This is a genomic window from Mesorhizobium sp. M1217 (genome assembly GCF_040318275.1).
Taxonomy (GTDB): Bacteria; Pseudomonadota; Alphaproteobacteria; order Rhizobiales; family Rhizobiaceae; genus Mesorhizobium.
In genome coordinates, this window is record NZ_JAMYMA010000006.1 from 189,452 (window position 1) to 215,758 (window position 26,307).

General features: G+C 63.3%; 25 protein-coding genes. 3 read left to right on the forward strand and 22 right to left on the reverse strand.

Annotation, left to right across the window (positions count from 1 at the left end; all coding sequences use genetic code 11):
• Positions 1 to 140: 140 nt before the first annotated feature.
• The 15 genes from NKH37_RS12470 to NKH37_RS12540 all read right to left on the reverse strand — a co-directional run bounded on the left by NKH37_RS12470 (position 141) and on the right by NKH37_RS12540 (position 15,961).
• Entirely contained in the window at positions 141 to 1,583 is a 1,443-nt protein-coding gene (locus tag NKH37_RS12470) for a DHA2 family efflux MFS transporter permease subunit (protein WP_352788625.1), read from the reverse strand.
• A gap of 227 nt (positions 1,584 to 1,810) precedes the next feature.
• Positions 1,811 to 2,611, reverse strand: coding sequence for a 3-methyl-2-oxobutanoate hydroxymethyltransferase (locus NKH37_RS12475; RefSeq protein ID WP_023675787.1), 801 nt, complete (start codon positions 2,609 to 2,611; stop codon positions 1,811 to 1,813).
• Between the two features lie 37 nt (positions 2,612 to 2,648).
• On the reverse strand, positions 2,649 to 2,963 hold the full coding sequence (locus NKH37_RS12480) for a MocE family 2Fe-2S type ferredoxin (RefSeq protein ID WP_352481591.1): 315 nt from the start codon (positions 2,961 to 2,963) through the stop codon (positions 2,649 to 2,651).
• Between the two features lie 43 nt (positions 2,964 to 3,006).
• The gene (locus tag NKH37_RS12485; RefSeq protein ID WP_023721275.1) at positions 3,007 to 4,095 is read right to left on the reverse strand and encodes a fatty acid desaturase family protein; all 1,089 of its coding nucleotides are present in this window, start codon (positions 4,093 to 4,095) and stop codon (positions 3,007 to 3,009) included.
• A 91-nt stretch (positions 4,096 to 4,186) separates the two neighbouring features.
• Entirely contained in the window at positions 4,187 to 5,368 is a 1,182-nt protein-coding gene (locus NKH37_RS12490; protein WP_023721276.1) for an aldose 1-epimerase family protein, read from the reverse strand.
• Between the two features lie 34 nt (positions 5,369 to 5,402).
• Positions 5,403 to 6,185: an ATP-binding cassette domain-containing protein gene (locus NKH37_RS12495; RefSeq protein WP_353003733.1), complete on the reverse strand. Its 783-nt coding sequence runs from the start codon at positions 6,183 to 6,185 to the stop codon at positions 5,403 to 5,405.
• The gene (locus NKH37_RS12500; RefSeq protein ID WP_352908821.1) at positions 6,182 to 7,186 is read right to left on the reverse strand and encodes an ABC transporter permease; all 1,005 of its coding nucleotides are present in this window, start codon (positions 7,184 to 7,186) and stop codon (positions 6,182 to 6,184) included. Before NKH37_RS12500 ends, NKH37_RS12495 begins: the two co-directional genes overlap by 4 nt.
• Before the next feature lie 61 nt (positions 7,187 to 7,247).
• A complete protein-coding gene (locus NKH37_RS12505; RefSeq protein ID WP_353003474.1) occupies positions 7,248 to 8,189 on the reverse strand; it encodes a sugar ABC transporter substrate-binding protein in 942 nt (313 codons plus the stop codon).
• Positions 8,190 to 8,226: 37 nt separating this feature from the next.
• Positions 8,227 to 9,141 (reverse strand): sugar phosphate isomerase/epimerase family protein, encoded by a 915-nt coding sequence (locus tag NKH37_RS12510; RefSeq protein WP_023721280.1) that lies wholly within the window; start codon positions 9,139 to 9,141, stop codon positions 8,227 to 8,229.
• Between the two features lie 26 nt (positions 9,142 to 9,167).
• Positions 9,168 to 10,256, reverse strand: coding sequence for a Gfo/Idh/MocA family protein (locus NKH37_RS12515; RefSeq protein WP_353003476.1), 1,089 nt, complete (start codon positions 10,254 to 10,256; stop codon positions 9,168 to 9,170).
• A gap of 35 nt (positions 10,257 to 10,291) precedes the next feature.
• Complete coding sequence (locus NKH37_RS12520; protein ID WP_353000047.1) at positions 10,292 to 11,365, reverse strand: ABC transporter ATP-binding protein; 1,074 nt, start codon at positions 11,363 to 11,365, stop codon at positions 10,292 to 10,294.
• Between the two features lies 1 nt (position 11,366).
• Positions 11,367 to 12,458 carry an ABC transporter ATP-binding protein gene (locus tag NKH37_RS12525; RefSeq protein WP_352788637.1) on the reverse strand — a complete coding sequence of 364 codons (1,092 nt, stop codon included), beginning with the start codon at positions 12,456 to 12,458 and terminating at the stop codon, positions 11,367 to 11,369.
• Entirely contained in the window at positions 12,455 to 13,414 is a 960-nt protein-coding gene (locus NKH37_RS12530) for a carbohydrate ABC transporter permease (protein WP_352481600.1), read from the reverse strand. Before NKH37_RS12530 ends, NKH37_RS12525 begins: the two co-directional genes overlap by 4 nt.
• Positions 13,411 to 14,271 (reverse strand): carbohydrate ABC transporter permease, encoded by an 861-nt coding sequence (locus tag NKH37_RS12535; protein WP_023721285.1) that lies wholly within the window; start codon positions 14,269 to 14,271, stop codon positions 13,411 to 13,413. Before NKH37_RS12535 ends, NKH37_RS12530 begins: the two co-directional genes overlap by 4 nt.
• Positions 14,272 to 14,347: 76 nt before the next feature.
• The gene (locus NKH37_RS12540; protein ID WP_352481602.1) at positions 14,348 to 15,961 is read right to left on the reverse strand and encodes an extracellular solute-binding protein; all 1,614 of its coding nucleotides are present in this window, start codon (positions 15,959 to 15,961) and stop codon (positions 14,348 to 14,350) included.
• A 373-nt stretch (positions 15,962 to 16,334) separates the two neighbouring features.
• Between NKH37_RS12540 and NKH37_RS12545 the strand changes: the two genes are divergently transcribed.
• On the forward strand, positions 16,335 to 17,366 hold the full coding sequence (locus NKH37_RS12545; RefSeq protein WP_023721287.1) for a LacI family DNA-binding transcriptional regulator: 1,032 nt from the start codon (positions 16,335 to 16,337) through the stop codon (positions 17,364 to 17,366).
• Between the two features lie 63 nt (positions 17,367 to 17,429).
• Here the strand turns inward: NKH37_RS12545 and NKH37_RS12550 are convergent, their stop codons facing one another.
• Entirely contained in the window at positions 17,430 to 17,717 is a 288-nt protein-coding gene (locus NKH37_RS12550; RefSeq protein ID WP_353003478.1) for a hypothetical protein, read from the reverse strand.
• The gene (locus NKH37_RS12555; protein ID WP_353003480.1) at positions 17,689 to 18,312 is read right to left on the reverse strand and encodes a heme/hemin ABC transporter substrate-binding protein; all 624 of its coding nucleotides are present in this window, start codon (positions 18,310 to 18,312) and stop codon (positions 17,689 to 17,691) included. Before NKH37_RS12555 ends, NKH37_RS12550 begins: the two co-directional genes overlap by 29 nt.
• A gap of 251 nt (positions 18,313 to 18,563) precedes the next feature.
• Between NKH37_RS12555 and NKH37_RS12560 the strand changes: the two genes are divergently transcribed.
• The gene (locus NKH37_RS12560; RefSeq protein ID WP_353003482.1) at positions 18,564 to 20,699 is read left to right on the forward strand and encodes a TonB-dependent hemoglobin/transferrin/lactoferrin family receptor; all 2,136 of its coding nucleotides are present in this window, start codon (positions 18,564 to 18,566) and stop codon (positions 20,697 to 20,699) included.
• Positions 20,700 to 20,701: 2 nt separating this feature from the next.
• Entirely contained in the window at positions 20,702 to 21,784 is a 1,083-nt protein-coding gene (locus NKH37_RS12565; protein WP_353003485.1) for an SIP domain-containing protein, read from the forward strand.
• Here NKH37_RS12565 and NKH37_RS12570 read toward each other — a convergent pair.
• From NKH37_RS12570 to NKH37_RS12590, 5 genes are all read right to left on the reverse strand, one after another.
• Entirely contained in the window at positions 21,781 to 22,203 is a 423-nt protein-coding gene (locus NKH37_RS12570; RefSeq protein ID WP_352641248.1) for an aconitase X swivel domain-containing protein, read from the reverse strand. The genes NKH37_RS12565 and NKH37_RS12570 overlap by 4 nt on opposite strands.
• A complete protein-coding gene (locus NKH37_RS12575) occupies positions 22,200 to 23,447 on the reverse strand; it encodes an aconitase X (RefSeq protein ID WP_353041060.1) in 1,248 nt (415 codons plus the stop codon). The genes NKH37_RS12570 and NKH37_RS12575 overlap by 4 nt, the downstream gene beginning before the upstream one ends.
• Positions 23,448 to 23,527: 80 nt before the next feature.
• Entirely contained in the window at positions 23,528 to 24,595 is a 1,068-nt protein-coding gene (locus tag NKH37_RS12580; RefSeq protein ID WP_352481610.1) for an ABC transporter ATP-binding protein, read from the reverse strand.
• On the reverse strand, positions 24,595 to 25,383 hold the full coding sequence (locus NKH37_RS12585) for an ABC transporter permease (RefSeq protein ID WP_031194613.1): 789 nt from the start codon (positions 25,381 to 25,383) through the stop codon (positions 24,595 to 24,597). Before NKH37_RS12585 ends, NKH37_RS12580 begins: the two co-directional genes overlap by 1 nt.
• Positions 25,383 to 26,252, reverse strand: coding sequence for an ABC transporter permease (locus tag NKH37_RS12590; RefSeq protein WP_352481611.1), 870 nt, complete (start codon positions 26,250 to 26,252; stop codon positions 25,383 to 25,385). The genes NKH37_RS12585 and NKH37_RS12590 overlap by 1 nt, the downstream gene beginning before the upstream one ends.
• Positions 26,253 to 26,307 lie beyond the last annotated feature (55 nt).

Consider the following 26,307-nt stretch of genomic DNA (forward strand, 5'->3'; position numbering starts at 1 on the left):
CCGATTGCGAGGCTGGCGCAATGCCTGGAACTCAAGCACTTTTGCAATTGATCGCGCTGATCGAACCGCTGGCAAAGGTTTGCTCCCGGACGAGCGGAGCAGGCAGAATTTACGTCCGCGCTCGCCGCGCAGTTCCTGCGTTAAATCCGCAAAACATGGCCCGAGACCTCGGCGCCGGCGGCCTTCGGCAACGCCAGGAAGCGAAACGAGGCGACGAGCCCGATTGCGCCGATCACCAGGAAGGCAAGGCGGAAGTCGATGAGACCGAGCGCCGCCACGCCCCTGGCGATCTGCGACAGGTTGAGCAGTGCCGCCGCGACCGCTACGCCGAACAGCATCGCCACCTGCTGCAGCATGCTGGACAACGTCGCCGCCGAGCTGCGCTGCGGTGAGGCAACATCGGCGAAAGCCAGCGTGTTGAGCGCGGTGAACTGCATCGAACGCGACAGTCCGGCGATCAGCATCAGCACCATCACCAATGCTTGCGGCGTCTGCGGCGAAAGCGCCGCGCAGGCCATGATCGACAAAGAGGCGATCACTCCGTTGACAATCAGCACCGAACGGAATCCGAAGCGCCTCAGCGTCGGCGTCGTCACCGCCTTCATCCCGAGATTGCCGAGGAAATAGGCCAGGATCATCATGCCAGCATCGACCGGGCTCAGACCGAAGCCGACCTGGAACAAAAGCGGCAGCAGGAATGGCGTGGCGTTGATGGCGATCCGGAAAATCGTGCCGGCCGAAAGCGTCGAGATGGCAAAGGTCTGCACCTTGAAGGCTGTGAGATCGAGCAGCGGATGGTTGGCGCGTCGCAGATGCCGCACCGCCAGCCAGCCGACCAAAATGCCCGTACCGAGCAGTGCCACGGTCGGCAACACCCCCCCTCGCGGATGCGCGATGCGCTCGAGGCCATAGAGCATCGCGGCGAGCCCTACCGAGGTCAGCAGGAAGCCCGGCCAGTCGAGCGGCTTGGCCCCAGCTTCGCGGTCGCCGGGAATGAAGCGGGCGACCAGCGCCAAACCGGCAACCCCAAGGGGAATGTTGATGAAGAAATTCCAGTGCCAGGAGACATAGGTGGTGATGAAGCCGCCAAGCACCGGCCCGACCACCGGCGCGAACAGCGCCGGCCAGGTGATCAGCGCCGTAGCGTTGAGAAGCTCGGATTTCGGCGCATTGCGCAGCACCAGGATGCGGCCGACCGGCGTCATCAGCGCGCTGCCCAGGCCCTGCACGGCACGTGCGGCGACGAATTCAGCCAGGTTCTGCGAGACGCCGCAGGCGAGCGAGGCCAGCGTGAACAGGGCAATCGCCATGAGGAAGATGTTGCGCGCGCCGAAACGGTCCGCGAGCCAGCCGGACAGTGGCACGAACACCGCCATGGTCAGCATATAGACGGTTATGCCGATGCTCATCGCCACCGCCGGCACGCCGAAGGATTCTCCCATCTGCGGCAGCGAGGTCGAGATGATGGTCGAATCTAGAAGCTGCATGAAGAAGGCGACGGCGACGATCAGCGCCACCCGCCGGGCTTGCCGCGCCGCCGGCGCGGTTTCGGGTAAGGCTTTGTCTTCGGGAATGGCGGTCATGCGTAGAACTGTCCGAAGGGGAATCTTCTCCCGCCCCATCGGCAGCCGCACAAATGTCCGGCAAACCGATGACGCACCGGTTTCAACAGCATTTGGCCGGTGCCGTCCAGACATGGACCAACAAACTTTCGTGTGGCATCGCAGCCCGGCTATGCGATGACCTAGCCCTGCCGCCGAACCGGCGTTTTACGATCCGCGATGGCGCTTCGCGCCACTGCCGGCGTGTCTCATGCGGCTTCGATCTTCTCCAGGAACAGGCTGAGCTGGTCCGGGTCCATGTGCACGACGTGCCTGTCTTCGGGATACGCCAGGCTGTTCACATCGGCGACATATTCGGAAAAGGCAGCGATGCGTTCGGCCTGCAGCCGATCGTATTCGGCGGCGAAATTGCGATAGACCTTGGAATGGCGCGGCATGTGGCCACGGTTCTGGCCGAGGATATCGTCTGCGAACAGGTATTGCGCATCGCAGCCGGTGCCCGCCCCCATAGACAACATGATCAGCGATGTGCGTTCCGAAATCGCCTTGGCCACCTCGACTGGCACCACCTCGATCTCGGCGCCGATCGCGCCGGCGGCCTCCAGTTGCTTCACCGCCTCGAACACCTGCATGGCGGTATCGGCGGTCTTGCCGACGGCCTTGAAGCCGCCGGTCCAGGTGGCGCGTGACGGGATGAGGCCGACATGCCCGATCACCGGAATTGCATCGTCGGCCATCCGTTTGATGGTGGCGTAGCCGGCGCTGCAATAGACCGCATCGGCGCTGGCCTTGTAGAGCCGGAACGCCCAGCGGACGAAATCATCGGCGGTGCCGATCTCGAAGAAATTCTCGCCCGGCATGGTGAACAGGCTGGGTGCCGCATCGCGATATTGCGGATTGAGCACCAGCTCCGGCGGCACCGAGACGATATCGACGCCGGCGCGTTCGGCGGCCTCGGCCTCGTCCATCGTCAGCACGCGCAGCATCGTCAGCTGCCGCTTGCCCTTCATGGCGCGCAGGTCGGCGACGGTCGGTCTTTTCCGGCTCATGGATTTTGGTCCCCTTTGCTACGTGACAGAAGGCCGGTCAGGCGATCTGGATCATCACCTTGCCAGCTTCGACCTTGACTGGATAGGTCGCGAGATTGACGCAAACGGGAGCGCCCTTCGCCTGGCCGGTCTTGTAATTGAAGCGGCCATTGTGCTTGGGGCATTCGATGATGTCGTCCATGACAAGCCCGTCGGCCAGATGAGCCTGTTCATGCGTACAAAACCCGTCGGTGGCGAAGAATTCATCGTCCGGCGAACGGTAGATCGCGAAGGTGCGGCCGCCATGGTCGAAGCGGATGACATCTTCCTCTTCGACATCGTCCACGGCGCACGCTTCGACCCAATCGGCCATCTCTGCTTCTCCTGAAATTTCTGCGTTGCGTCTCGTGCAGTGCCTACTCAGCCGCTGCCGACATGTTCACTTCGTGGAACTCGCCACGATAGGGCCGTGCCGTTGGCGGCAGTTCGCGCTTAAGGAAATAATCCTCGTATTTGAGCTGCCTGAGCAGGACCGGCCAGACCTCGCGATAGGCATGCCATATCGACGGGTTCGCCTCGGGCAGATCGTGCTTGATCAGTTCATGCAGCCTGGGCAGCGCGTGATACGGTACCATCGGGAACATGTGATGCTCGACGTGGTAGTTCATGTTCCAGTAGATGAACCGGCTGATCGGATTCATGTAGACGGTCCTGGTGTTGAGCCGGTGGTCGACGACGTTGTCGGCCAGACCGATATGCTGCAGCAGGCCGGTCAGCACCATGTGCCAGGTGCCGTAGAGGCGCGGCACGCCGATGAGCACCACCGGTATCCACGACCGCATGAACACGGCGAGCGCGATCGTCGCGATGTAGATCGCGATATGCCAGCGCGCCGCGATGACGGCCTTGTGCTGTTCCATCTCGGGAACGTAGCTTTTCTCGTCGGGCGTCAGCTTGCCGAACGCCTGGCGTACCAGCGCCGGAAGCGAATAGCGAAAATCGAGGATGCCGGTGAAAGCCAGCGCGGCACGCAGCAGGTCCGGCGGGCGCATCACGGCGATCTCGGCGTCGCGGCCGACGATGATCGTGTCCGTATGGTGCCGGGCATGGCTCCAGCGCCAGGTCACCGGATTGCGCATCAGCATGAAGCTGGCGATCTGGTAGACGACATCGTTCATCCAGCGCGTGCGGAAAGCCGTGCCGTGGCCGCATTCGTGCCAACGCGAGTCGCTGGAGGAGCCGTAGAGCACGCCGTAGACGAAGAAGAACGGCACGCACCACCAGGTGCCCCAGAAATAGATGGCGCCGGCGGCGGAGCCGAGGATGGCGATGATCCAGATGATCGTGTCGCGGATCGCCGGGCCGTCTGAGCGCTGCATCAACTCCTTGATCGCCTTGCGGGGGACATCGGTGTGGTACCACTCCGCCGAGGCCAGTCCCGTCTCGATCGCCCTGCGCGTGCTTTCGCCGACCAGGCTGTAATCGCGCTTTACCGTGCCAGCCATTGTGACCTCCAATTCCAGCTCGGCCGCGAACCCTCCCCGCTCCGGCCGGGACCAGCCTCCCAACTGGTGTCTCGTATCGTCCTAGCCATTATCACGACCTGCCTCCAAGAACAGGAAAACGGCCCGACGGCTGGGGATAATCCTGCTGCGGCTGCCTGGCGATTGCCGCGATCCGGCTCTCGGCGGCGGCGATCTCGCCGGCGCCGTCGAGAACCCGGAACACCGCATCGTACGAGCGGCTCTCGCCGTGCTCCAGCCAGATCATCTCGCCGCGTTCGCGCGCCGCCAGATTTCCCAGCACATGATGCGTCGACGGCTCGATGCCAAGCGCGTACTGTCCAGCCTGGAAATTCTGCCATTGGTAGGTGCAGGGCAATTGGTCCTTGCGCGTGACCACCTCGAACCCGAGGCCGAGCCTATCGTTGACCACCGCCACCGGGACTTCGCCGGTGCTGCCAGCGCCGAGCTCGTGCTGCCAGACCTGTTCGCTGAAACGCGGCTGCGGCGCCGGGACCGTGCGATAGCCGACCTTTTGCGCCTCATAACGCTCGCCGGCATGCCCGGCCCAAACGACATCCCTTATCGGCGCCAGATAGCGCGCGCCCTCGTCAAGCACCGGATGGCTGACATTGATGTGGTAGAAAAACATATGCGGTGTTCGGTTGAAACCGTGATTGACGACACGGTCCGAAAGCCGGATCTCGTTGCCGCCGACATCGGCCTCGATCCGCCGCAATAGATGCAGATCCTCGCCGAATACAGTCGATTGCTGGACGATGCCTTCGGCCCACAACACGCAGCGGTCGCCGTCCCAGGTCTCGCCGTAGCCACTCAGCCGCGCCGGGATGGTGCTGATGCGGCCATGCAGCGAATGGCGCACCGTCTTCTTCGGCGGATAGTTGTAGGTGTCGGCGGGTACCTCGTTCATGAACAATATATGGTCGAGGCCGCAGGTCAGTAGAAGGCCGGAAAACGACCGCGCCCAGGCCAGCCCGTCCTCGCCTTCATACTCGTGCAGGCCGGGATTGCGAAAGCCGCTCGGCGAATGCCAGCCGATCGCCTGGCCCTTGAAGTCGCAATCGGCGATATCGAGCGCCCGGTCGACCAGCGCGGTGAAGCGCAGGCCCGAGCCGGTGCGGAATTCGAGCATGCGGATGCCGCGCTCGACGCCGTCGCCAAGCGTCATCAGTCGCACGCCGGCGAACTGCGACAGCATGCCCGAGCGTTCCGAGACCTGCCGGCGCGACAGCGTCTTGCCGTAAAGCTCTACCATGTGACGGCCAGTTCCTTCACTTTGCTCCCGTCCTTCACTTGGCTCTCGTCTCCTTGAGCAGGGCCGACATGTCGGCGCCGGTGATGATACTTTCCACGGTCAGCAGGTCGGTGTCGGCGACCGTTTGCTCGGCGACGATCTCGCCGCGCCGCATGACGATGATGCGGTCGGCGACCTGGAAGACGTGATGGATGTTGTGGGTGATCAAAAGCACCGAGTGACCGGCGTCGCGCACTTCCTTGACGAAGCGCAGCACGCCGTGCGTTTCCTCGACGCCGAGATTGTTGGTCGGCTCGTCTAGGATGATGACCTTGGCGGCGAATTGCATGGCGCGGGAAATGGCGATCGACTGGCGCTCGCCGCCCGACAGCGTGCTGACCAGCGCATCGGCGTCGAGCTTCTTCGAGATGCCGACGCGCTTCAAAAGTGCCGAGGCAGCATCGCGCAATTGGGCGAGATTGAGCGGCGCGAACACACCCAGCCATTTGAGGTTGACTGGCTCGCGGCCGAGGAAAAGATTGCGCGCGATGCTGAGGTCCGGTGCCAGCGAGGTATCCTGGTGGATGGTCTCGATGCCGAGATCCATCGCATCGCGCGTCGAGCGGATGGAGACCTTCTGGCCGCGCACATAGATGTCACCACGATCGACCGGAAAGACCCCGGAGATCGCCTTGATCAATGTCGATTTGCCGGCGCCGTTGTCGCCGAGCAAGGCCACCACTTCGCCCTCGTTGAGCGTGAACGACGCGCTCTTCAGGGCGCGGACGCTGCCGAAGGACTTTTGCAGGTTGTGCAGCCGAAGCACTTCCATGGTCAGCTCCTGGCGGCGTTCTTCTGCAGCAAAGCGTGCAGAATGAGCATGGCAAGGATGATGACGCCGACGAAGATGTTGTAGGCGAGCCCAGGCACGCCGATCAGCACGATGCCGTTGCGGATGCTGCGCAGCATCAGCGCGCCGACGATGGTACCTAAAATGGTGCCGCGCCCACCGGTCAGCGCCGTGCCGCCGACCACCACCATGGCGATCACTTCGAGTTCGTAGCCGGTGCCGGCCACCGGCGAGGCGGCAGAGATGCGGAAGGCGCTGATCATGCCGGCGAGACCGGCCAGCACCGAGGTCAGGATGAACAGCCAGATCTTGACCGCATCGGCCGGCACACCGCGCGCTACGGCAGCGTTACGGTTCGAGCCGATGGCGCTGATCCAGTTGCCGAGCTTGGCGTAGCGCAGCACATAGATTGCCAGCAGCGACAGGCCGATAAACCACCACAGCGAGGTATAGAAACGGAACGTTCCGATATTGAAGCTGCCGGCCAGCAGCGTCACGAAGAAGCCGGGCTGGTCCCAGGACTTCAGCGGAAAGCCTTGGGTGATGTAGAGGGCCGCGCCTCGCACCACCAGCAGCATCGACAGCGTCACCAGGAAGGAGGAGATGCCGATCTTGGTGACGATCAGCCCGTTGATCGCACCGATCGCTATGCAGAGCAGCAGGCCGGCCAGCAGCGCCACGCCAATATCCACCCCGCCGTTCTGCACCAGCAGCATGACGACAACCGGCGCCAGTCCGAACACAGCACCGACCGAAAGGTCGAACTCGCCCGCCGTCAGAAGCAGCGTCATGCCGAGCGCGATGATGCCGAGCTCGGGCAGGAACGCCATCATGTTGGAGATGTTGAGCGGCGACAGGAAGTTCGCATCGGCGATCGCGAACACCGCCAGCAGGACGATCAGGATGACGAGCGACGAGAACTGCGGCGAGCGGATCAGGCTCGACCTGCGTTTGGCACGCGGCATTTCCTCTTCTGCGGCAATTGTCATGACAGCTCGAACCATACGCCAGGGTGAGGCCCGCCGCCTGCGCGGCGAGCGTCAGTTCCAATCACTTGTTGTAGAGTTTCAGGATCGGTTCGACGCTCGAGGCGTCGTAGAGGCTGAAAGTGTGGATGTCGTAGCCGATCGGTTCGCCGGCGGCGGCCAACCCGAGCAGCGCCACCGGCATGAAGCCCTGCGCCGACGGGAACTGCCAGGCAGCCGCGTTGACGAAACCGGCCTTGACGGACTCGGCCGTTTCCTTCGAATTGCCCCAGCCGACGACCGGAATCTTGCCGGCCGGCACGCCGGCGCCATCGAACACCCGCTTGACGCTGGCCGCGACGGAATCGCCGAGCGCGATGATTGCCGGCGGATTGTTGGCCACCATGTAGTCCGTCATCTTGGCGATGATGCCGGCCGGATCGGTGCCGCAATCGACCACGTCATATTTGATGCCGAGCGGATCGAAGACGCTGGCAATGCCTTCGGTCTCGAGCTGCTGGTAGCTGGCGCCCGGCACTTCGACCGGCAGGAACACCTTGTCGCCCTGCTTCACCATTTTGTGGTCGACCAGATATTTCGCCCAGATGACACCGGCTTCCCTAAGGTCGGCGCCGACATAGGCTTGCCGGCCGGTTACCGGATCGTCGGTGTTGAAGAACACGATCGGGATGCCGGCCGCCTTCGCTGCCTTGACCTCCTCGGTCCACAGGCCGGGCTGCGCCGAAGTCGTGGCGATGCCGTCCGGCTTGGCGGCGAGTGCCGAGTTGAAGGCTTCCTTCTGCGCCGCCATGTCGCCGCCGCTGAACGAGATCTTGCAGGTCACCTTGAGCTGGTCGCAGGCCTTGGTCGCGCCGGCATTCCAGTCGATCCAGAAGGCATCCGACGGGCCGCCATGCGACAGCAGGTAGAACGTCTTCTGAGTGTCCTGCGCCAGCGCCGGCGCACCCAGCGCCACACCGGCGAGAACCGTCGCCGCGGCCGCGATTTTCAACGCGAATTTCAACATTTCTCTTCCTCCCTTGTTTCGTAGCTAAACCGCGCCATCACAGTCCGTTGGCGCGAAATTTCCCATCGAGGAATTTCTTGGCGCGCGGCACGTCGTCTTCCGAAAGATGCTCGATGATGACCGGGATGTTCGGGTGCTTTTCGGCCAGCCGCTTGAGATAAAGGTCGTAGTTCAGCGAACCGAGGCCGGGCGCCGGCAGCTCGATCTCACCGACGCCGCGGAAAGTGTGGCTCTCCAGCGCGTCCTCGTCGCCAATGTCTGCGTGCTTCTCCGACTTGTCGCCGCCGGAACGCTTGACGTCCTTGGCGTGGGCGATCTTGATCTTGTCGGTCAGCGTGTCGAACACCTGGTTCAGGATCTGATCCATCCGGTCGATATTGTGGGTTTCGAAATAGTTGGTCGGGTCCATCAACAGGCCGAGGCCTGGGTGGTCGACCTGCGCGAACATCCTCACCGTCTCCTCGACCGAGCCGACGACATTGTTGACATAGGTTTCGAGCAGGAAGACCGCGCCGTGGTCATAGGCCGTCTGGGCAAGGTCGGCGATGACCTTGCGGCATTCCTCGAACCCTTCCTCGGTCTTGTTCTTCGGGTGATGCACCCAGTCGGATTCGGTGTTGTAGGTACCCGTTTCCGAGATCACGTAAGGGGTGCCGAAATGGCGCGCGTTGCGGATGATCTCCTTCAAATAGCCGACGCGCCTCTCGCGCTCGCCCATATCCGGATGGATGATGTTGGTGTAGCCCGACACACAGCAGATCGGCAGATTGTGGTCGCGGAACGTATCGCGGACGGTCTTGGCCTTGTCCTTGGTGATCTGCCCGGACGACAGGTCGATATCCCTGAAATGCAGGTCGAGCTGCACGGTGTTGAAATCGAGCGCACGGATCTTCTGCGCGGTTTCCTTGAGGCCATACGGGAAATAACCCGTGAAAATACCTGCCTGCATCATGGTGTGAATTCCTCCCTGTAAGTGATTCAGTCAGTTGATATTTCGGAAAGGTTGACCGTCCGGCCTTTGTCGATCGAGCGGTAGCCGGCTTCGACCAGCGCCATGGTCTTGACATTGTCCGCGACGGACAGCGCTGGCGGCTCGCCCGTCTTAACCGCGTGCTGAAGCTGCTCCATGACGCCGATGAAAGCATGCGGGAACCACATCGTGTCCCAGCTGGGTGTCACCCATTGACCATCGGTGGTCTCGGTCGAGGCGTAGGTCAGCGTCGACGCAGCGCCCGTCGGCCAGCCGATGGTGCCTTTGGCGACACCCTTGGTGCCGTCGACGCGCCAGTTGATGTGCTGGTCGTCCTTGTAGCCGTCCTGCCGCGGACCGGACCAGACATCCTCCAGCGATACGGCGAGCACGCCGGACGGGAACCGCAGCGTCGACACGATGATGCCGTCCGAATGATCGAAGCGGGTGCGCGGGTCCTTGCGGGTCAGGGTGGTGATCTCCAGGGGATCGCCGAACAGGAAGCGCAGTACGTCGAGATGGTGGACGCTCATATTTGCGAGCGTCAGCCGGTCATAGTCCTCGAGGAAGGTCTGCCAGTGCGGGATCGCATGCATGTCGATCTGCGCGAAGACGATGTCGCCGAGCGCGCCGCTGTCGATGATCTGCTTCAAGACGCGCATCGACTGGTCGTAGCGCATGTTCTGGTTGACCGAGAGGATCTTGCCGGCCTTGGCCGCCTCGTCGCGCAGTTTGACGGCCTCATCGAGCGACAGCGCCAGTGGCTTCTGCGCCAGGATAGCCTTGATATGCTCCTGCTTCAGCGCATGACGGATCAGCGCCGGCTGCTGGTCCGGCGGAAAGGCAAGATCGATGATCTCGACGTTTTTGTCCTCGATGAGCTGTTCCGGCGTGTCGTGGATGGTCGGGATATCCCAGCGTTTGGCGACCTTCTCGGCGCTGGCCTTGGTGCGCGAGGCAATCGCCACCACGGGGAAACCGGCTTCCTTGTAGGCGGCAAGGTGACATTCGGCCATGATCATACCGGCGCCGACGCAGCCGATCCTGTATTCCCTGGTGCGGACTTTAACGTCCGGCTCGAAGCCGTTACTTGCCATATGTTCCTCCCGAAGCTCGTTCCTTGCAGCCGCCGTCATCGTGCCAGCGCTCCCCCGCCTTGTCCGAAATAATGCACCCTGCCCGGCTCGCAGGATATCGCCACCATCGCGTCCGGCCTGATGTCCGGCTGGCCGCGCAACAGCGCCCGCAGGCGCGCCTGCCCGGCGGCGAGCGTCACCACGGTGTAGCCGCCGAGCGGCTCGACCTCGAACACTCGCGCCGGGCGGCCCGCGCCCCCCTCGGAGATTCCATCCGACCAGGCCTTGACCTTGATGTCTTCCGGCCTGAGTCCGATCTCGACGGCATCGGCCGGCGCAGCCTTGTCCGCGATGCGGATCGTGCCTTCGGCCGCCTCCACGCCTTCCGAGCCGTGCACCGACTTCAATATGTTCATCATCGGCGAGCCGAGCAGCCGCGCCACATAGGTGCTGGCCGGCCGGTCATAGATCTCGGCAGGCGCGCCGATCTGCCTGATCTTGCCGCTCTCCAGGATGGCCATGCGGTCGGCGACCGACATCGCCTCTTCCTGGTCGTGCGTGACATAGATCAGCGTCTTGCCGAGCTCGCGCTGGATGCGCTTGAGCTCGACGCGCGTCTCCTCGCGCAGCCGGGCGTCGAGCGCCGAGATCGGATCGTCCATCAGATACGCGGCGGGATCACGCACCAGCGCGCGGGCGATCGCGACCCGCTGCCGCTCACCGCCGGAAAGCTGCGCCGGCGGTTTGTGCAGGATATGTCCGATATGCAGCTTGGCCGCGACATCGGCGACGCGTTTTTCGATCTCGGCTTCTGCCACCTTCCGCTCGACCAAAGGAAAACGGATGTTGTCGCGCGCGCTCATATGCGGGAACAGCGCCAGATTCTGGAACACCATGGCGACATTGCGCTCCGCCGGCGACACCGTGTTGACCGGCTTGCCGCCAATCAGGATCTCGCCCGTGTCCGGGGTTTCCAGCCCGAGCACCAGACGGAGTATCGTCGACTTGCCCGACAGCGGCGGCCCGAAGAAGCAGAAGAACTCGTTGTCGTTGACCGCGAACGAGGCATCGTCGACAGCCAGCGTGCCGCCATAGCGTTTTGTCACATTACGGAAAACGATATCGGCCATCTCAACCTGCTCTCAACGCAAGGCCGGTAGCGGCGTCGAAGACGCGCACCGCCTCCGCCGCAGGCGCGACGACGGCTGTCTGCCCGATCGCCAGCCCGACATCATTGTCGAACACCGCCTTCACCGCGGTCTCTCCCTCGCCAAGATGGATGATGGTGCGCGCGCCGATCCGCTCGACGAAACTCACCGGCATGCAGAGGCCACGGCCGCTTTCGGCCAGCGTCACCTGCTCCGGTCGAAAGCCATAAAACACCTCGCCGCGCATCCGGCTGGCGGCATTGGCGATCTCGACCGGCAGCGGCGGCGTCGCCCCGAGTGGGCCAAGATCGACGACCAGGCCACGGTCACTTTCCGCCAACCAGCCCTTGAGCAGGTTCATGCCCGGCGCACCGATGAAGCGGGCGACGAAGACGTTGGCCGGGTTGTTGTAGACTTCCAGTGGCGTGCCGACCTGCTGCAGCACGCCGTGGTCCATCACCGCGATGCGGTCGGCCATGGTCATCGCTTCGAGCTGATCGTGGGTGACGTAGACCATGGTCTGCCGGAACTGCCGCTGCAGTTGCTTTAATTCGGTCCGCATCACCGCCCGGAAGGCGGCGTCGACATTGGACAGTGGCTCGTCGAGCAGGAAGATCGCCGGCTCCATGATCGCCGAACGGCCAATCGCCACCCGCTGCAATATGTTGACCGAAAGCCGGTCGGCCTTGCGGTCGAGCAGCGGCGTCAGCTGCAGCATCTCGGCAATGGCGCCGACGCGGCGGTCGATCTCGGCCTTTGGTGCGCCGCGCATTTTCGGGCCGTAGGCGAGGTTCTGCCGCACGCTCATATGAGTGAAGATCGCATAGTTCTGGAAGACGAAGCCGACGCCGCGCCGCCCCATCGGCACGCCGGCCATGTCGCGTTCGCCGAACAGGATCTTGCCGCTGGTCGGCTCTTCCATGCCGGCGATCATGTTCATCGTCGTCGACTTGCCGCAGCCGGACGGCCCGAGCAGCGCCATGAACTCGCCGTCGGCAATGGCCAGATCCATCGTCTGCAGCGCAGTGAAGTCGCCAAATTTCTTGACAAGGTTTTGCAGATGGATCGTGCTCATGCCGCCACCTCGCGTACCCGGGCCATGCGTTTCATGGCAAACACAGCGGCGATGGACAGCACGATCAATATGGCCAGCGCGATTGCCGCCACATAGCTCCAGATCAGGTCCTGCGTGGTGAGCTTGTAGATGTAAACGGAGATGGTTTCGGTAGCGACCCCGGGACCGCCGCCGGTCATGATGTAGAGGGTGTCGAATATTTTGAAGTTCTCGATCACCCGGATCGCCAGCGCAATGATGATGATCGTCTTCATCTTCGGCAGCACGATGGTGACGAAGCGCTGCCAGGGGTTGGCGCCGAGCAGCGTCGCCGCCTTGATCTGGTCCTCCGGCACGCCGACCAGGCCGGCAAGCAGGATCAGGAACATTAGCGGCGTCCACTGCCAGATGTCGGCGACCATCACCGCGATCAGCGCCAGCGTCGGATCCGAGAGCCAGGCGATGGTGACGGGAAAGCCTGACATCGCCGACAGGATGTCGTTGACCGGGCCGCCCGACTGAAACAGCATGAAGAACATGTAGCCGGCCACCGCCGGCACCACCATCATCGGCATCAAGAGGATCGAATAGAAGATCCGCTTGCCGGGAAACTCGTCCGCAAACAGCGTCGCCAGCGCGAGGCCGAGCAGGAACTCCGCCGGCACGCAGACGATCATGACGATGGCCGTGCGCTTCAGCGCGCTCCAGAAGCGCGCGTCCGCGGCAAGGTCGGTGTAATTGGCGAAACTGTTCCACATCGACCAGGCATTCCACCAGCCGGTGCCCGACAGCGGCGACCAGTCGGTCAGGCTGATGTAGAGCTGCATCAGCAGCGGGAAGACGGCGATGAACAGCACCAGGATCTGCGCCGGCAGGGTCAGCCGGAATCCGAGCCGCGCGCCCTCGTCCGGCAACACCGACGCCGCCTTGGAGGCTTGCATGTCGCCCTCCGAAATCGTGGCTGTCACCGAGCTCATTGCTTGAGCGCCCCGAAGGTCAGCCCGCGCACCAGATGACGCTGGATGGCGATGCCCATGATCACCGGCGGCACCGCGGCGATCAGGCCGAGAGCTGCCTTGGCGCCGTAGAGCTGTCCGGTCATCGAGGAGGACAGCGAGGCCATGTAGACCGGGACCGTGACCCATTCGCGCGTCGTCAGAAGCAGCGCAATCAGATAGTCCGACCAGTTGAGGATGAAGACGAACAGCGCGGCACTGGCCAGCGGCGCCCGCATCATCGGCAGCGTGATGCGGGTGAAGACGCGCCACCGCGAACAGCCCTCGACCAGTGCCGCCTCCTCGATCTCGCGCGGCATGTCGTCGAAGAAGGTCTTCATCAGCCAGAAGGCGAAAGGCAGCGTGACGATGCCGTAGATCAGCGACAGCCCCCACCAGCTGTCGGTGAAGTTGAGGAAGGCCCACATGATCATCACCGGGGTCATGACCGCCATCGGCGGAAACAGGCGAAGCTGGATCAGCGCCAGCGGCAGGTTCTGGCCCGAGTTGAAGCGCGACAGCCCGTAGGCCGCCGCTGTGCCCGCCGACATGGCGATCGCCGTGCCGAACGTGGCCGACAGCAGCGACGACAGGATCGGCTTCAAAGCTGTGCGGTCGAGCGCGACGATAAGATTGTTGGTCGATTCACCGAAGACGAAGCGGAAATTGCTGAGTGTCGGGTTCTTCGGCCACCAGGTCAGGTCGGCGCCGGTCGCCGACCATTCGGCGATCGGCTTGAACGCCATCGACATCATCCACAGGATCGGCACCAGCGTCACCGCCATTGCCGCAAAGATCGCGGCATAGCGGAATATCTCGAAAGGAACTGAACGCTTCATCTTGCGGCTTTGCTGGGTCCTTCGTTATCGAGGGGAAGAGCAATCACTCCTCCCCTCTTGGTAAGATCCGGGAGGATCAGGCGATCGGATCGAGAACGGTGGGCCAGGCCTCCTTGTTGGTCTTGATGGCTTCGAGAAGCTTCTCCTCGCCGGTGCGGCGGGCAATCTTCTTCCACTCGGCCTCGGTGTCGGCCATCGCCTGCTCTGCTGTCTTGGCCTTGGTCAGCGCGGCGACGAGGTTCTCGTCCAGCGCATTGTGGAAGGCGGTGGCGCCGGGATAGTTGATGGTGGGCACGGTGCGGGCGACCGTCTCGCGCACCACGTCCATGTGGTAAGCATGATAGGTCTGGCGGACCAGCGGATCGGAGAAATCCGACAGCCGGAACGGATCGAAGTAACCGCCCGGGTTGGCGGTCATCCACGCATAGATGCGACTAGATCCCAGCCATTGCAGGAACAGGTAGCAGGCCTCCGGGTTCTTGGCCTGCGAAGACACCGACGCCGACAGATTGAGCCACAGCACCGAACGGCTGACCAGCTTGCCGTCGATCTCGCGGCCGGGCGGCAGCATCGAGCCGATCTTGCCGGTGACAGCTGAATCCTTGTTGCCGGCATTATCGAGGAATTTCGGCAGATTGGAGAAGGCGCAGGTCATGGCCGCACCGCCCTTTGCGAAATTGCCGTACTGCTCCGGCCAGCCCCAGGAGATCGCATCCGGCGAATGGTGCGCAAGCGACGCGATGTACTCGCTGGTCGCCGCAATACCTTGCTCCGAATTGATCAGCGGCTTGCCGGTATCGTCGAACAAGAACTGATTGGGCGAAGCCATTGAGACATAACGCTGATACCAGTTGGTATAGCCCCAGCCCTGGTTGCGCAGATCGGTCGAGCCGAACAGGCCCTTGTCCGGGCGCTGGAAGAAGGCTGCGATCTCGTCATGCTGCTTCCAGGTCTTCGGCGCCGCCAGTTCATAGTCGTATTTGTCGGAGAAGGCCTTCTTCTCGGCTGCGTCGCCGAACAGATCGGTGCGGTAGACCCAGGTCTGGAAGTCGCCATCCAGCGACACGCCATAGGTCGAGCCGCGATACTGATTGAGCAGCGAGACGCCCTTGGCGCCATTGACATAGCCGCGCTCGGGATCGTCCCATTCCGGCTTGTACTGCGCGACGAAGTCGTCGAGCTTGAGGATGCCCCCGGTTTCGGCGAGGTCGCCAAGACGGTTCCATTCGACCGCGTAGATGTCATACGCCCCACCCTTGGTGGAGATGTCCTGCATCGTCTTGGTGAATTCCTGGCCATTCGGCACACCGACGATCTCGAGCGGAATACCGGTTTCCTTCTCCCAGAGATCCTTGATCGACGGCGCACCGGCCGGAAACGGCTGTGTCAATTGGCCGATCGAACCATCGGACAGGCCAAGCACGATCTTGGCCGGCGCCTTGCCGGCGCCCTTCATCGCCTTGGCCGCCTCAATGGCGCGGCCCTCGGGCGTGTCGGCGCCATATTGATAGCGCTCCGAGCCGTCGAAGCCCGTCGGGCCACCGATCATGCCGGGCGCCAGGGCATCGGCCGCATAGGCACGGCTTGGGCGAATGAATTTCGGTGCGATACCTGCGGCAGCAACAAGGACTGCCGCCTTTCCACCGGACGCCAGCAAACGGCGCCGCGACACGCGGATCAAATTCGACATTGGAACTCCTCCCTCAGGGCCTTGTTCCTCCACGGCCCTTATGATGGATATTGACGGCACTATACGAAGCCTGTCAACATCATAAATAATCAAGACACCTCATAACATCTCATGGGAGGGGACGAATGGCGTGTATCAAGGCACTCACACTGAAGCCGGTTCTTGAATTTGAGGGAGCCAGGCTGCCCACCTCCCCGCTTTGGTCCGTTTCGGCATTTTGGTGTAGCGCGGCAGCTTGCGTATCGGCCAAGGCTGGTTACATCATTTCCCATCAGAATCGCGGCTGGCGATGAAGCTGCCGCTTCGACAGCGGACCCATGAAATGCGTAATCTCGATGCGCCCTTGGCGCATTTTGGAATGAGGTGATCGACAGTGCGGTCCACCCTGACAGACATAGCCCGGGAAGCCGGCGTTTCCGCCGCCACGGTCGACCGTGTGCTCAACAACCGCGCCGGGGTCAGGGCGCGCACCCGCGAGGTCGTGCTCGAAACGGCGCAACGGCTTGGCTATATCGCTGAAAATTCGAATAATCCGAACTCGCGCAACGCGATACCTGGTGAGGTTATACGGCTCGATTTCGCCCTGCCCGCCGGCACCAATTCCTTCATCAAGATGCTGCACCGCCAGATCGAGGCGCAGGCGCAGTCGCGGCCGGACCTCGACGTCCGCGTCGCCACTATCGAAGGCTTCAATCCGGACCGGCTTGCCCGTCTGCTGCAGGAACTGCACGGGCAGACGCAAGGCGTCGGTGTGATCGCGCTCGACCATCCGACGGTCCGCGAGGCGATCCGCTCGCTTTCGGCCAGCGGCGTCAAGGTCGTCACCATCGCTTCCGACATCCTGCATGTGCCGAGGGTTGCCTATATCGGCATCGACAACCGCGCCGCCGGCCGGCTCGCCGGCTACCTGCTCAACCGCTTCATGGGCGCCGGACGTCCGGGCAAGGTCGCGCTGTTCGCCGGTTCGCTCTCCTACCGCGGCCACGAAGAGCGCGAGATGGGCTTCCGCCACATACTGACGGAAGAATCGCCCAATCTGCAGATCGTCGAGATGCGCGAAATGCTCGACGATCGGGAAAAGGCCTATTCGGAGGCTTCCGCCCTGCTGGATCGGCACCCGGACCTGGCCGCCATCTACAATGTCGGCGCCGGCAACACCGGCATCGCCCGCGCGCTACGGGAACGCGGGCGGGCACTGTCGACGGTCTTTCTCGGCCATGAGGTAACGGAAGGCACCAAGGAGCTTTTGCTCGACGGCACGCTCGACGCGGTCATCGACCAGAACCCGCGCGTCGAAGCCCGCGAAGCGCTCAACACCTTGACCCATGCGGTCAGGGGATTGCCTTACGAACTGCACCAGCCAAGACTGCAGGTGATCTTCAGAGAAAGCATCCCGGAGATCTGAACGGAAGCTTGGGGCAGATGGGGCGCGAGTACCCACTGAACATGACGTCATAAAGTTCATGACTTAGTCGGCGCCTGCTGTCTCCGGATACAGCGCCTGCGCCAGGTCGCGGACCGCATCGGCGGTGCGCGGGCCAAAGCCGACCATATAGGCGCCGTCCAATACGATCAGCGCCTTTGCCTTCGCCGCCGGCGTGGCGCTCAGCGCGCGCGTGGCGAACACCTGCTCGGCGGTGGGTCCGCCTTGCCGTCGCTCATCATCAGGATGACGTCGGGCGCCATTTCGATCAGCTTCTCCTCCGACGCTGCCTTGTAACCCTGCATTACGGCCATCGATTGATGCCGCCGGCATAGCGGATGATCGCGTCGGCCGCAGTGCCCGCACCGGCAGCACTCAGCCGCACGAGGCCGTGGAAGAACACCACCTTCTTGCGTCGCTCGGCCGGCATTTTCGCGGCGAGGTCGGCAGCGGCCTGGAAGGCGTCGAGCACTTGCCTTGAAACCTTCCTGCCCTTGTCCTCGAGGTGGAGCGAGGCGGCGATCAACGTAATCTTGTGGTCGATGCCTTGAGGACTGTTGTCTTCCGGGACAAGAACAATCGGGATCGCCAGCGATTTGAGCACTTCGATCGCCTCCGGCGGCCCGCTGTCTTCGGCCGCCAGGATCAGGTCCGGGCGAAGCGCGACCAAGCCTTCGGCGGACAACTGGCGCCGGTAGCCGACATTGGGCTTTTGCGCGACGGAAGCGGGATATTTGCTGCCGCGATCGACGGCGATGATCCGCTCGCCGGCACCCAGCGCATCGACGATCTCGGTAACATCGGAACCGAGTGTCAGGATCCTGGTTCCCGGACCGGTCGCGACGGTGCGCCCCGATGCATCGACAATCGTCTCGGCGGCCAGCGCCTTGAAGCCGCAAGACGGCGCAAGAGCAGAAAGCGCCAGCATCAGCACCGCCACCATCCCGCCCAATTGAAACCAGCGCGTCTGCCTCCACCGTCTACCGCTGCAGGCCCCGCCGTTTCGCTGCTCCATTTTAGATAATTCGGTCATGGTCGCGGCCTGTAAAATTAAGTTGACTATTATCATCATGTTTTAATAAGTAGCCCTGCCCGGCCCGCGTGTCGAGGCTTCTCCATCATGCCAGCCAGGGCCAACGGCCGCCGCCAGCAATCTTTGCTTTTCCGGGGGCTGCACGCATGAAACTGACAAGCAACAAGACCTTGATGGCGAGCACCGCGCTCGCCTTCGCGCTCGGCCTGTGTGCCGCGCCGCCGCTGGCCGCCGCGCAGGAGCCGGAGAAGAAAGGCGCCGCCGCCAAGGCCGACCGGCCGGTCAAGGTCGCCCAGCAGGCTAAAACTGGGCAGAACGAGCCGACCGTGCTCGACCTGATCACCATCTCGGCGACGATGATCAAGACGGCGATCATCGAATCGATGGCCGCCATCAGCGCCGTCGATCAGGAAGAACTCGAACGCATCCAGCCAGACACCGCCGCCGACATGTTCCGCACCACGCCCGGCGTTGCCGCCTCGATGAACGGCGACGATCCGGCGACCGCCATCAACATTCGCGGCCTCGAACAATATGGCCGCGTGGTGGTGACGCTCGACGGCGCCCGCCAGGATTACTGGCGCGTCGGCCACGGCTCGGGCTCATTCTATGTCGAGCCGGAACTGATCAAGGAAGCGACCGTCATTCGCGGCCCGGTCTCGAATGCCTATGGTTCGGGCGGCATCGGCGGCGTCGTCTCCTTCGAAACCAGGGATGCCGGCGATTTCCTCAAGCAGGAGGAACGCTGGGCGCTGAGCGAAAAGCTGGGCTATGAGGGTAATGGCGACGGCTTCACCACCAGCACCACCGGTGCCTACCGTTTCAGCGACGACGCCGACATCATCGGCAACGTCATTTACCGCGACCGCGACAGCTACACCGATGGCAATGGCGACACCGTGCCATGGACCGGAGAGAGCATCACCAGCGGCTATGTGAAGGCGACCCTGCGGCCCGCCGACGGCCACGAGCTCAAGCTCGGCGCGATCCTTCAGCGCTACAGCGACCAGGTCACCGGATCGAGCGGCTCGACCTCGCCGACGCTGAGCCGCTACGACACCGACACGACCAACCAGACCTACACGGCTGGCTATACGTGGAGGCCGGACGACAACGAGCTGGTCGACCTCAGTGTCAACGCCTACCACAACCGCACGCGCGCCGAGCAGACGCAGGTCTGGCCGGCAACGGCGATCGGCAACTTCCGCTACTACGACGTCGCCACGAGCGGCTTCAACCTGAAGAACTCCTCACGCTTCGATGCCTGGGAGATCGCTCACACCCTCACCTACGGCCTCGATTACTACTATCTGAAGGCTTCGTCGGACGCCGCGCATTTCGGCGCCGGCGAACAGCAGGGCTATGGTGGCTTCCTGCAATGGCAGGGCGACTATGAGAACTGGCTGCAGCTCATCGCCGCCATGCGCTATGACGGCTATCAACTCGACGGTGAGACAAAGACCGTGCCGCCGGCGGAAGCCTCGATTTCCGGCGACCGCTGGTCGCCGCGCCTCACCGTCGGGTTAACGCCATTGGAAGGTTTCCAGCTTTACGGCACCTATTCGGAAGGCTACCGGGCGCCGGGCCTGCAGGACGTCTACCGCGGCGGCGGCGCGCATGGCGGCGGCGACAGCTACCAGCCCAACCTGCTTCTGCAGCCCGAAACGGCGAAGAACTGGGAAGCCGGGATCAATCTTAGATATGACGATGTGCTGGCCGCGGGTGACCTGTTTCGTGCCAAGGTCAACGTCTTCCACACCGCCGTCGAAGATTATATCGACGTCGACCTCACTGTGTTGCCGCGCACGGCGATCAACATCGGCGACGCACGGCTGAAGGGCATCGAGGCCGAGGCCGTCTACGACTATGGCTGGGGTTTCGTGAACCTCGCCGGCGCCCTGATCGACGCCAAGGTCGTCAGCGGCGTTTACTCCGGCCAGGCGCTGAACAACACGCCGCTCGACCGCTTCTCGGCGACCGTCGGTTTCCGCATGCTGGAGGACCAGTTCACCGTCGGTGCGCAATATCTCAGCGTCGGCAAGATCACCCGGACAAGCCGCACCAACCCCGACGCGCCGCCCGTGGTCGATGAAGGCTTCGACCTGGTCAACGTCTTTGCCAACTGGCGCATCAATGACCATGCCAAGCTCGATTTCGGCGTCGATAACGTCTTCAACACCGCCTACACCGACCCGCAAAGCGCCTGGTCGACGACGGCGGCAACGGAACAGGGCAAGGGCCGCACCTTCAAGGTGGCGCTCACAGGCAGGATCGGAGGTTGAGAATGAGGCAAGCATCAGCGAGCGGACTGGCCTGCGAAGCGCGCTTGAACCTGCGCAACCTGCCGCATTACATCGACCGCATCAGCGACAGGCTGCAAAGCTTCGATGCCGATGCCTCGCGCGAGGGGCAGCGGCTCGACTTCCGCTTCGCCTTCGGCGACGCGTCCCTTGACATGGAGCGGCTGGTGATGCGGGCCAACGCCGCCGACCGCGATGGGCTGGCCCGCATCAAGGACCTGCTGGCTACCGCTGTCGAAGTCTATGCCAAGGAAGAAAAACCCGAGATCGTCTGGACCGGCGATCTCGCCGAAGAAACCCGACTTGCGCAGTTCCGTGAGATGGTCGTCACCCAGGTCGGCGACCTGACCCCGCATATGCGCCGCATCCGCTTCGCCGGCGAGGATTTGACGCGCTTCGCAAAATTCGGCGGCATGCATATCCGCATGCTGTTCCCGACCAGGGATGTCCCCGATCCGCTCTGGCCCGTGCTTGGCAGCAATGGCTTGCCGGCCTGGCCCTCGGACGACAGGCGCCCGGTAGCGCGCGTCTATACCATCCGAGCCCTCGACGTCGAAAACGGCATCATCGACGTCGACTTCCTCATCCATCCCGGCGACAGCGTCGGCGCCTGCTGGGCCATGCAGGCGGCGCCTGGCATGAAGATCGGCGTCATGGGGCCGGTCGGCCGTCCAGTACGACCGGCGTCATGGTATCTCATGGGCGCCGATGAAACCGGCCTGCCGGCGCTGGCCCGCATGTTGGAGACGCTGCCCGCCGAGACCAAAGGCGTGGCCTTCATAGAGATCGCGGACGATGGCGAACGGCAGGCCATCGACAACGCGACCGGTATCGAGCTGCATTGGCTGCCGAGAGACGGCGTGCCGGCCGGGCTCGACGACAGGCTGGCGCGCGCCATCCGGTCGGTCGCATGGCCGACCGGTTCGGCATTCGGCTGGTTCGCGGCCGAAGCAGCCGCCGCCAGGACGGTGCGCGAACACTGGCGCGGCACGCTGACGCTCGGCCGCAACGAAACACTGGCCGCAGCCTATTGGCGGCGGGGCGCGGCAGGACTGATGGCCGGCTAGATCTTGCTCACCATCGCTTGGGCATCTTCGCCCAGACCGATTGCGATCCGGTCGCCGGAGACAATGCCTGATATCTCGCAGACGACCAGCGGCATGCTGATTTCGTAGAGGAATTCGGCAACGATGGCGCCGACGGCAAGGATCGGGTCCGGCCGCTCCAGGATAATGCCGGCCGGCGCCGTGCCCCTGCGGATAGCTTCGGCCAGAACCGAAGACGAGGACGACGACCCCCGCCCGCTCGGCATCACCAGGATCTTGCCGGCGATGTTGCCGCCGAGGTTCGGGTGCGAATGGTCGATGATGTCGCCCGTTTCGACGTCGATCCCGCCCCAGAAGCTGAGCGCCTGCGAAAGCACCAGCGCCGGGCCTTGCGCCGAGCCGGCAAGGTGGAATGTACCTGTTCTGTCCGGCCCCCTCATGGCGCGCTTCGCACGACGCGGCCGGCAGCAGCCGAGCGGACGCAGTCCTCCATGTCACCGAAGGCCACCGAGACACCGATATTGCCAGGTGCGTAATGCGCCCATTTGCCCGAATTGGTCATCACCACGCCGTCGAGACGTTCCAGAATCGCGGTGACGTAAGTGCAAGTGTCGGTGACCGGAACGAGGCCGAACCCTGCCATGCCGGCCAGTGCGCCCTCGTCCTGCAGCCGCGCCAGCGTCGCACGCCCTGTGTTGACATAGATCGGCACGCCTCTGCTCGGCGCGACGTCGCGCAGCAACGGCAACAGGCGCATCCATTCCTCATGGGAGAAATGCGGCGTGCCTAACGAGACGGCTGCAAGCAGCACGCCGTCGGGGACGCTCGACAGCCTGGCCAGAGCATGGTCGATGTCAGCGCGGCTGATGCGGATTTTTTCCTCCGGCACCAGGCCGTGCAACGCCTCATCGCGGGTCTTCGCCTCCGGTGTGATGCCGACGGCATGAAATAGCGCCACCGCGCCCGTCGTTGCCGCCGCCGCCCCCAGCGCCTTCAGTTGGTCCTCGTCGCGCGGCGGCGGCAGGCCCGATATCACCGGAATGCGGTCGCCACTCCTTTGCCCGACGATCAGCCCGACGCCGACAAACAGGGCGTCGGTAGGCTCGAGGCCGCCAGTCAGCTCGAACAGTACCTGGCCACGCCGGTTTTCGATCAGGTGCAACCCCCAGGCTGGCGCGCGCCCGGTGATTGCGCAGCACAAATCGATAAAATCGCCATAGCGGTTGGTCCGCGCACCGATCACCGAATTGGCAAAGACGATGGCGTTGGATTCACCCCAGGCAATCTGCTCGCCAAACCCTGGCCGAAACCGCGTCTGATAGGGCGCGCAGGTGAAAGTCGCCTGGCAGCCGAGTTCCAGATGCGCCTTCATCAGACGGCGCGCCGGCACTTCTTCCGCGGCTGTCATCTTCACCAGTCCGGGATGGATCAGATCGAACGAGCCGACATTCAGCGTCGTTGGCACTCGAACGCGGCCGCCGCCCTCGATCAGCCTTTCGACGAAATCGAGGCTGGCCTGGCCGTGATAGAGGCAGCCGTCGATATGGGCACGGGCAATGTCCAGCAATTTGCGCGCGTCGACCGCCTTCGCGAAGGCGACCAGGATCTTCATGGCGGCAGCCGCTGCCGAGCCTTGCTCGCCATGCAGCATCGACTGGTCGCCCGCATTCAATTCAAGGGGCATCGAGCGTTCCGCTTCGGAGTTTGCCCGACCATGCTTTCCCCGATTGCCGACCGCCTGGCAAGACTGAAGGATTGGATCTGCTAGCTCGCGTCGATCAGCACCGTACTCTCGGACGACCAGCGCAGCACCACCTGTTGTCCTTCCGCCAGCTTTTCGATGCCGGTGTTCTGCACGATGACCTTGATTGTCTGGCCATCGCGATCGACAAAATATGTGCTGTTGTTGCCGGCGAAGATACGCTTGGAGACCCGCCCCGTGAGCATGTTGGCATGGGCTCGGTCCGGAACGCCGGCATTGGTGGCGATGCGGATTCGTTCGGGCCGCACGGCGCAGCTCGCCTTCATGCCGGCGACAAGCGTAGCCCCCGCGCCTGCGGCAATCCCCGTTCCGTCAGGCAGCCGGATGCCCGTACCAGTGGCGTTGCCGCGAAGGATGTTGGCGTCGCCCAGGAAGGTGGCGGCAAACTCACTCTTCGGCCGATCGTAGATCTCCTCGGGCGGGCCTTCCTGCACCAGCTTGCCATCGCGCAGAATGCCGATGCGGTCGCTCATCGTCAGCGCTTCTTCCTGGTCGTGGGTAACGAAGATCGTGGTGATGCCGATCTCGCGCTGAATACGCTTCAATTCGATTTGCATGTCCACGCGCAGCGCCTTGTCGAGCGCGCCGAGCGGCTCGTCGAGGAGAAGCACGCGCGGCGTGGTGACGATCGCGCGAGCGAGCGCCACCCGTTGGCGCTGGCCGCCGGAGAGCTGGTGCGGCCGGCGACCACCGAGCGTGCCGAGTTGCACGAGGTCGAGTGCGCGCTGCACCTCGCTGGCAATCACCGCCTTGGGCTCGCCGCGCACCGACAGTCCGAAGGCGACATTGTCGGAGACGCTCATATTGGGAAAGAGCGCGTAGTTCTGGAACACCATGCCGATGCGCCGCTTCTCCACCGGCACCCGCTCAACACTTTCGCCGCCTATGGAGATGCGACCAGAGTCGGGAAAGTCGAAGCCTGCGATCTGGCGCAGCAGCGTGGTCTTGCCGCTGCCGGAGGGACCGAGCAGGGCGTAGAAGCCGCCGTCGGCGAAATCGATCGAGACATCGTCCAGCGCCTTGTGCGCGCCAAAACTGCGCGACACATTCGATACCTGCACGCCCGCCATTATTTCTCTCCGCCGAATTTGAAGAAGCGCGCCGTCAGCAGCATCAGCGCCATCGACACAACAATGATGATCGTCGAGACAGCATTGATCTCGGGCGTGAAACCCTTGCGGATCGCCGCGTAGATTTCGACCGGCAGCGTCGTTTGGCCGGGCGTCGACAGAAAGTAGGAGACGACGAACTGGTCGAAGGACACGGCGAAGGCGAACAGCCCGCCGGCAATGACGCCCGGCATGATCCAGGGCAGCGTGACGCGGTTCGTCACCTGCCATTGATTGGCGCCGAGCGAGCGCGCCGCCTCTTCGAGCTCCGGCGCAAATGTCTGCAGCCGGGCCGAGACGACGACGATGACATAGGGCAGCGCCAACGCCACGTGGCCGAGCAGGATGGCATGCAGCCCGCGGCCGATGCCAACGCCGAAAAAGAAAATCAGCATCGCCGTGCCAGTGATCAGCCACGGTATGGCGATCGGCGGAAACAGCAGCGCCTGCAGGAATTTCTTACCGCGGAAGTCGTAGCGATAGAGCCCTAGCGACGCCGCGGTGCCGAGCGCGGTGCAGATGATGGTAGTGATGACGGCGATCTCGACGCTGTTTCGCGTGGCCGCGATCAGCTGATTGTTCTGCCAGAGCGAGGCATACCATTCCGTCGTCCACTCGAACGGCAGTTGGTAAAAGGGCGAGACGTTGAATGACATCAGCGCCATGATGATGATGGGCAGGTACAGGAAGGCGAGCAGCATCAGAATGTAGACCCGGCCGAGCCATTCCAGGATTCGGGTCGTCGCCACTAAGCGGCCCTCCGCAGCACTGGCGAAGTAACCGCCAGGATGACCAGCACCACAGCCAGCAGGATGAAGGACAGTGCGGCACCCAGCGGCCAGTTGAACACGGCAACGAACTGGTCCTCGATGACAGTGCCGTAGAAGGTGCCGGTGCGGCCGCCGAGGATGCGCGGTTCCATGAACGAGCCAACGACCGGCACGAAGATGAGTACTGCGCCCGCCACTAGCCCCGGCATCGACAGCGGAATGATGACCCGCTTCAGCACCTGCAGCCGCGAGGCGCCGAGCGAGCGCCCAGCCTCGATCAGCGAGTCATCGATGGCCTGCAGGGTCAGATAGCAGGTCAGCACCATGTAAGGCACGTAGGAGTGCACCAGCCCGATGATGACGGCCGGATAGGAATACATGAGATCAATGTTGATCTTGAACGGCAGCACGGCGTTGAGCGCTGTGTCGAGAATGCCCCCTTCACGCAGCACCATCGCCCACGAGAAGATGCGCACCAGCCCGTTCGACCAGAACGGCAGGATGACGAGCAGGAAAATCGCCTCGCGGCTGCGGCCTTTCAGCACCTTGGCCAGCACGTAAGCGGCGGGATAACCGATGACGATGCACCACAGCGTCACCTCGAGGCCGAGGCGCAGCGAGGCCACCAGCAATGTCAGGTAAAGGCTTTGTGAAAAGAAGGCGGCATAGTTTTCGAGCGTGAATGCCCACGGCTTTCCCGATAGCGGCAGATCGGTCATGAAGGAGAAGAAGACCATGGCCGAGAGCGGCAGGAAAATTGCAACCGTCAGCCAGAGATAGGCAGGCGCCAACAGCGGCAAGGCCGATCTCAGCCCGCTGCGCGACGCGGCTGCGATCTGTACTGCCATGACATCTCCTCCCAGGATAGGAAGGATCAGCCGACATTGATGGTCGGCTGATCGC

Bases quoted from the DNA above. Each gene is read 5' to 3' on its own strand.
- NKH37_RS12470 (WP_352788625.1), bottom strand. From the start codon at position 1,583: ATGACCGCCATTCCCGAAGACAAAGCCTTACCCGAAACCGCGCCGGCG.
- NKH37_RS12475 (WP_023675787.1), bottom strand. From the start codon at position 2,611: ATGAGCCGGAAAAGACCGACCGTCGCCGACCTGCGCGCCATGAAGGGC.
- NKH37_RS12480 (WP_352481591.1), bottom strand. From the start codon at position 2,963: ATGGCCGATTGGGTCGAAGCGTGCGCCGTGGACGATGTCGAAGAGGAA.
- NKH37_RS12485 (WP_023721275.1), bottom strand. From the start codon at position 4,095: ATGGCTGGCACGGTAAAGCGCGATTACAGCCTGGTCGGCGAAAGCACG.
- NKH37_RS12490 (WP_023721276.1), bottom strand. From the start codon at position 5,368: ATGGTAGAGCTTTACGGCAAGACGCTGTCGCGCCGGCAGGTCTCGGAA.
- NKH37_RS12500 (WP_352908821.1), bottom strand. From the start codon at position 7,186: ATGACAATTGCCGCAGAAGAGGAAATGCCGCGTGCCAAACGCAGGTCG.
- NKH37_RS12505 (WP_353003474.1), bottom strand. From the start codon at position 8,189: ATGTTGAAATTCGCGTTGAAAATCGCGGCCGCGGCGACGGTTCTCGCC.
- NKH37_RS12510 (WP_023721280.1), bottom strand. From the start codon at position 9,141: ATGATGCAGGCAGGTATTTTCACGGGTTATTTCCCGTATGGCCTCAAG.
- NKH37_RS12515 (WP_353003476.1), bottom strand. From the start codon at position 10,256: ATGGCAAGTAACGGCTTCGAGCCGGACGTTAAAGTCCGCACCAGGGAA.
- NKH37_RS12520 (WP_353000047.1), bottom strand. From the start codon at position 11,365: ATGGCCGATATCGTTTTCCGTAATGTGACAAAACGCTATGGCGGCACG.
- NKH37_RS12525 (WP_352788637.1), bottom strand. From the start codon at position 12,458: ATGAGCACGATCCATCTGCAAAACCTTGTCAAGAAATTTGGCGACTTC.
- NKH37_RS12530 (WP_352481600.1), bottom strand. From the start codon at position 13,414: ATGAGCTCGGTGACAGCCACGATTTCGGAGGGCGACATGCAAGCCTCC.
- NKH37_RS12535 (WP_023721285.1), bottom strand. From the start codon at position 14,271: ATGAAGCGTTCAGTTCCTTTCGAGATATTCCGCTATGCCGCGATCTTT.
- NKH37_RS12540 (WP_352481602.1), bottom strand. From the start codon at position 15,961: ATGTCGAATTTGATCCGCGTGTCGCGGCGCCGTTTGCTGGCGTCCGGT.
- NKH37_RS12550 (WP_353003478.1), bottom strand. From the start codon at position 17,717: ATGCCGGCGGCATCAATCGATGGCCGTAATGCAGGGTTACAAGGCAGC.
- NKH37_RS12555 (WP_353003480.1), bottom strand. From the start codon at position 18,312: ATGCTGGCGCTTTCTGCTCTTGCGCCGTCTTGCGGCTTCAAGGCGCTG.
- NKH37_RS12560 (WP_353003482.1), top strand. From the start codon at position 18,564: ATGAAACTGACAAGCAACAAGACCTTGATGGCGAGCACCGCGCTCGCC.
- NKH37_RS12565 (WP_353003485.1), top strand. From the start codon at position 20,702: ATGAGGCAAGCATCAGCGAGCGGACTGGCCTGCGAAGCGCGCTTGAAC.
- NKH37_RS12570 (WP_352641248.1), bottom strand. From the start codon at position 22,203: ATGAGGGGGCCGGACAGAACAGGTACATTCCACCTTGCCGGCTCGGCG.
- NKH37_RS12575 (WP_353041060.1), bottom strand. From the start codon at position 23,447: ATGCCCCTTGAATTGAATGCGGGCGACCAGTCGATGCTGCATGGCGAG.
- NKH37_RS12580 (WP_352481610.1), bottom strand. From the start codon at position 24,595: ATGGCGGGCGTGCAGGTATCGAATGTGTCGCGCAGTTTTGGCGCGCAC.
- NKH37_RS12590 (WP_352481611.1), bottom strand. From the start codon at position 26,252: ATGGCAGTACAGATCGCAGCCGCGTCGCGCAGCGGGCTGAGATCGGCC.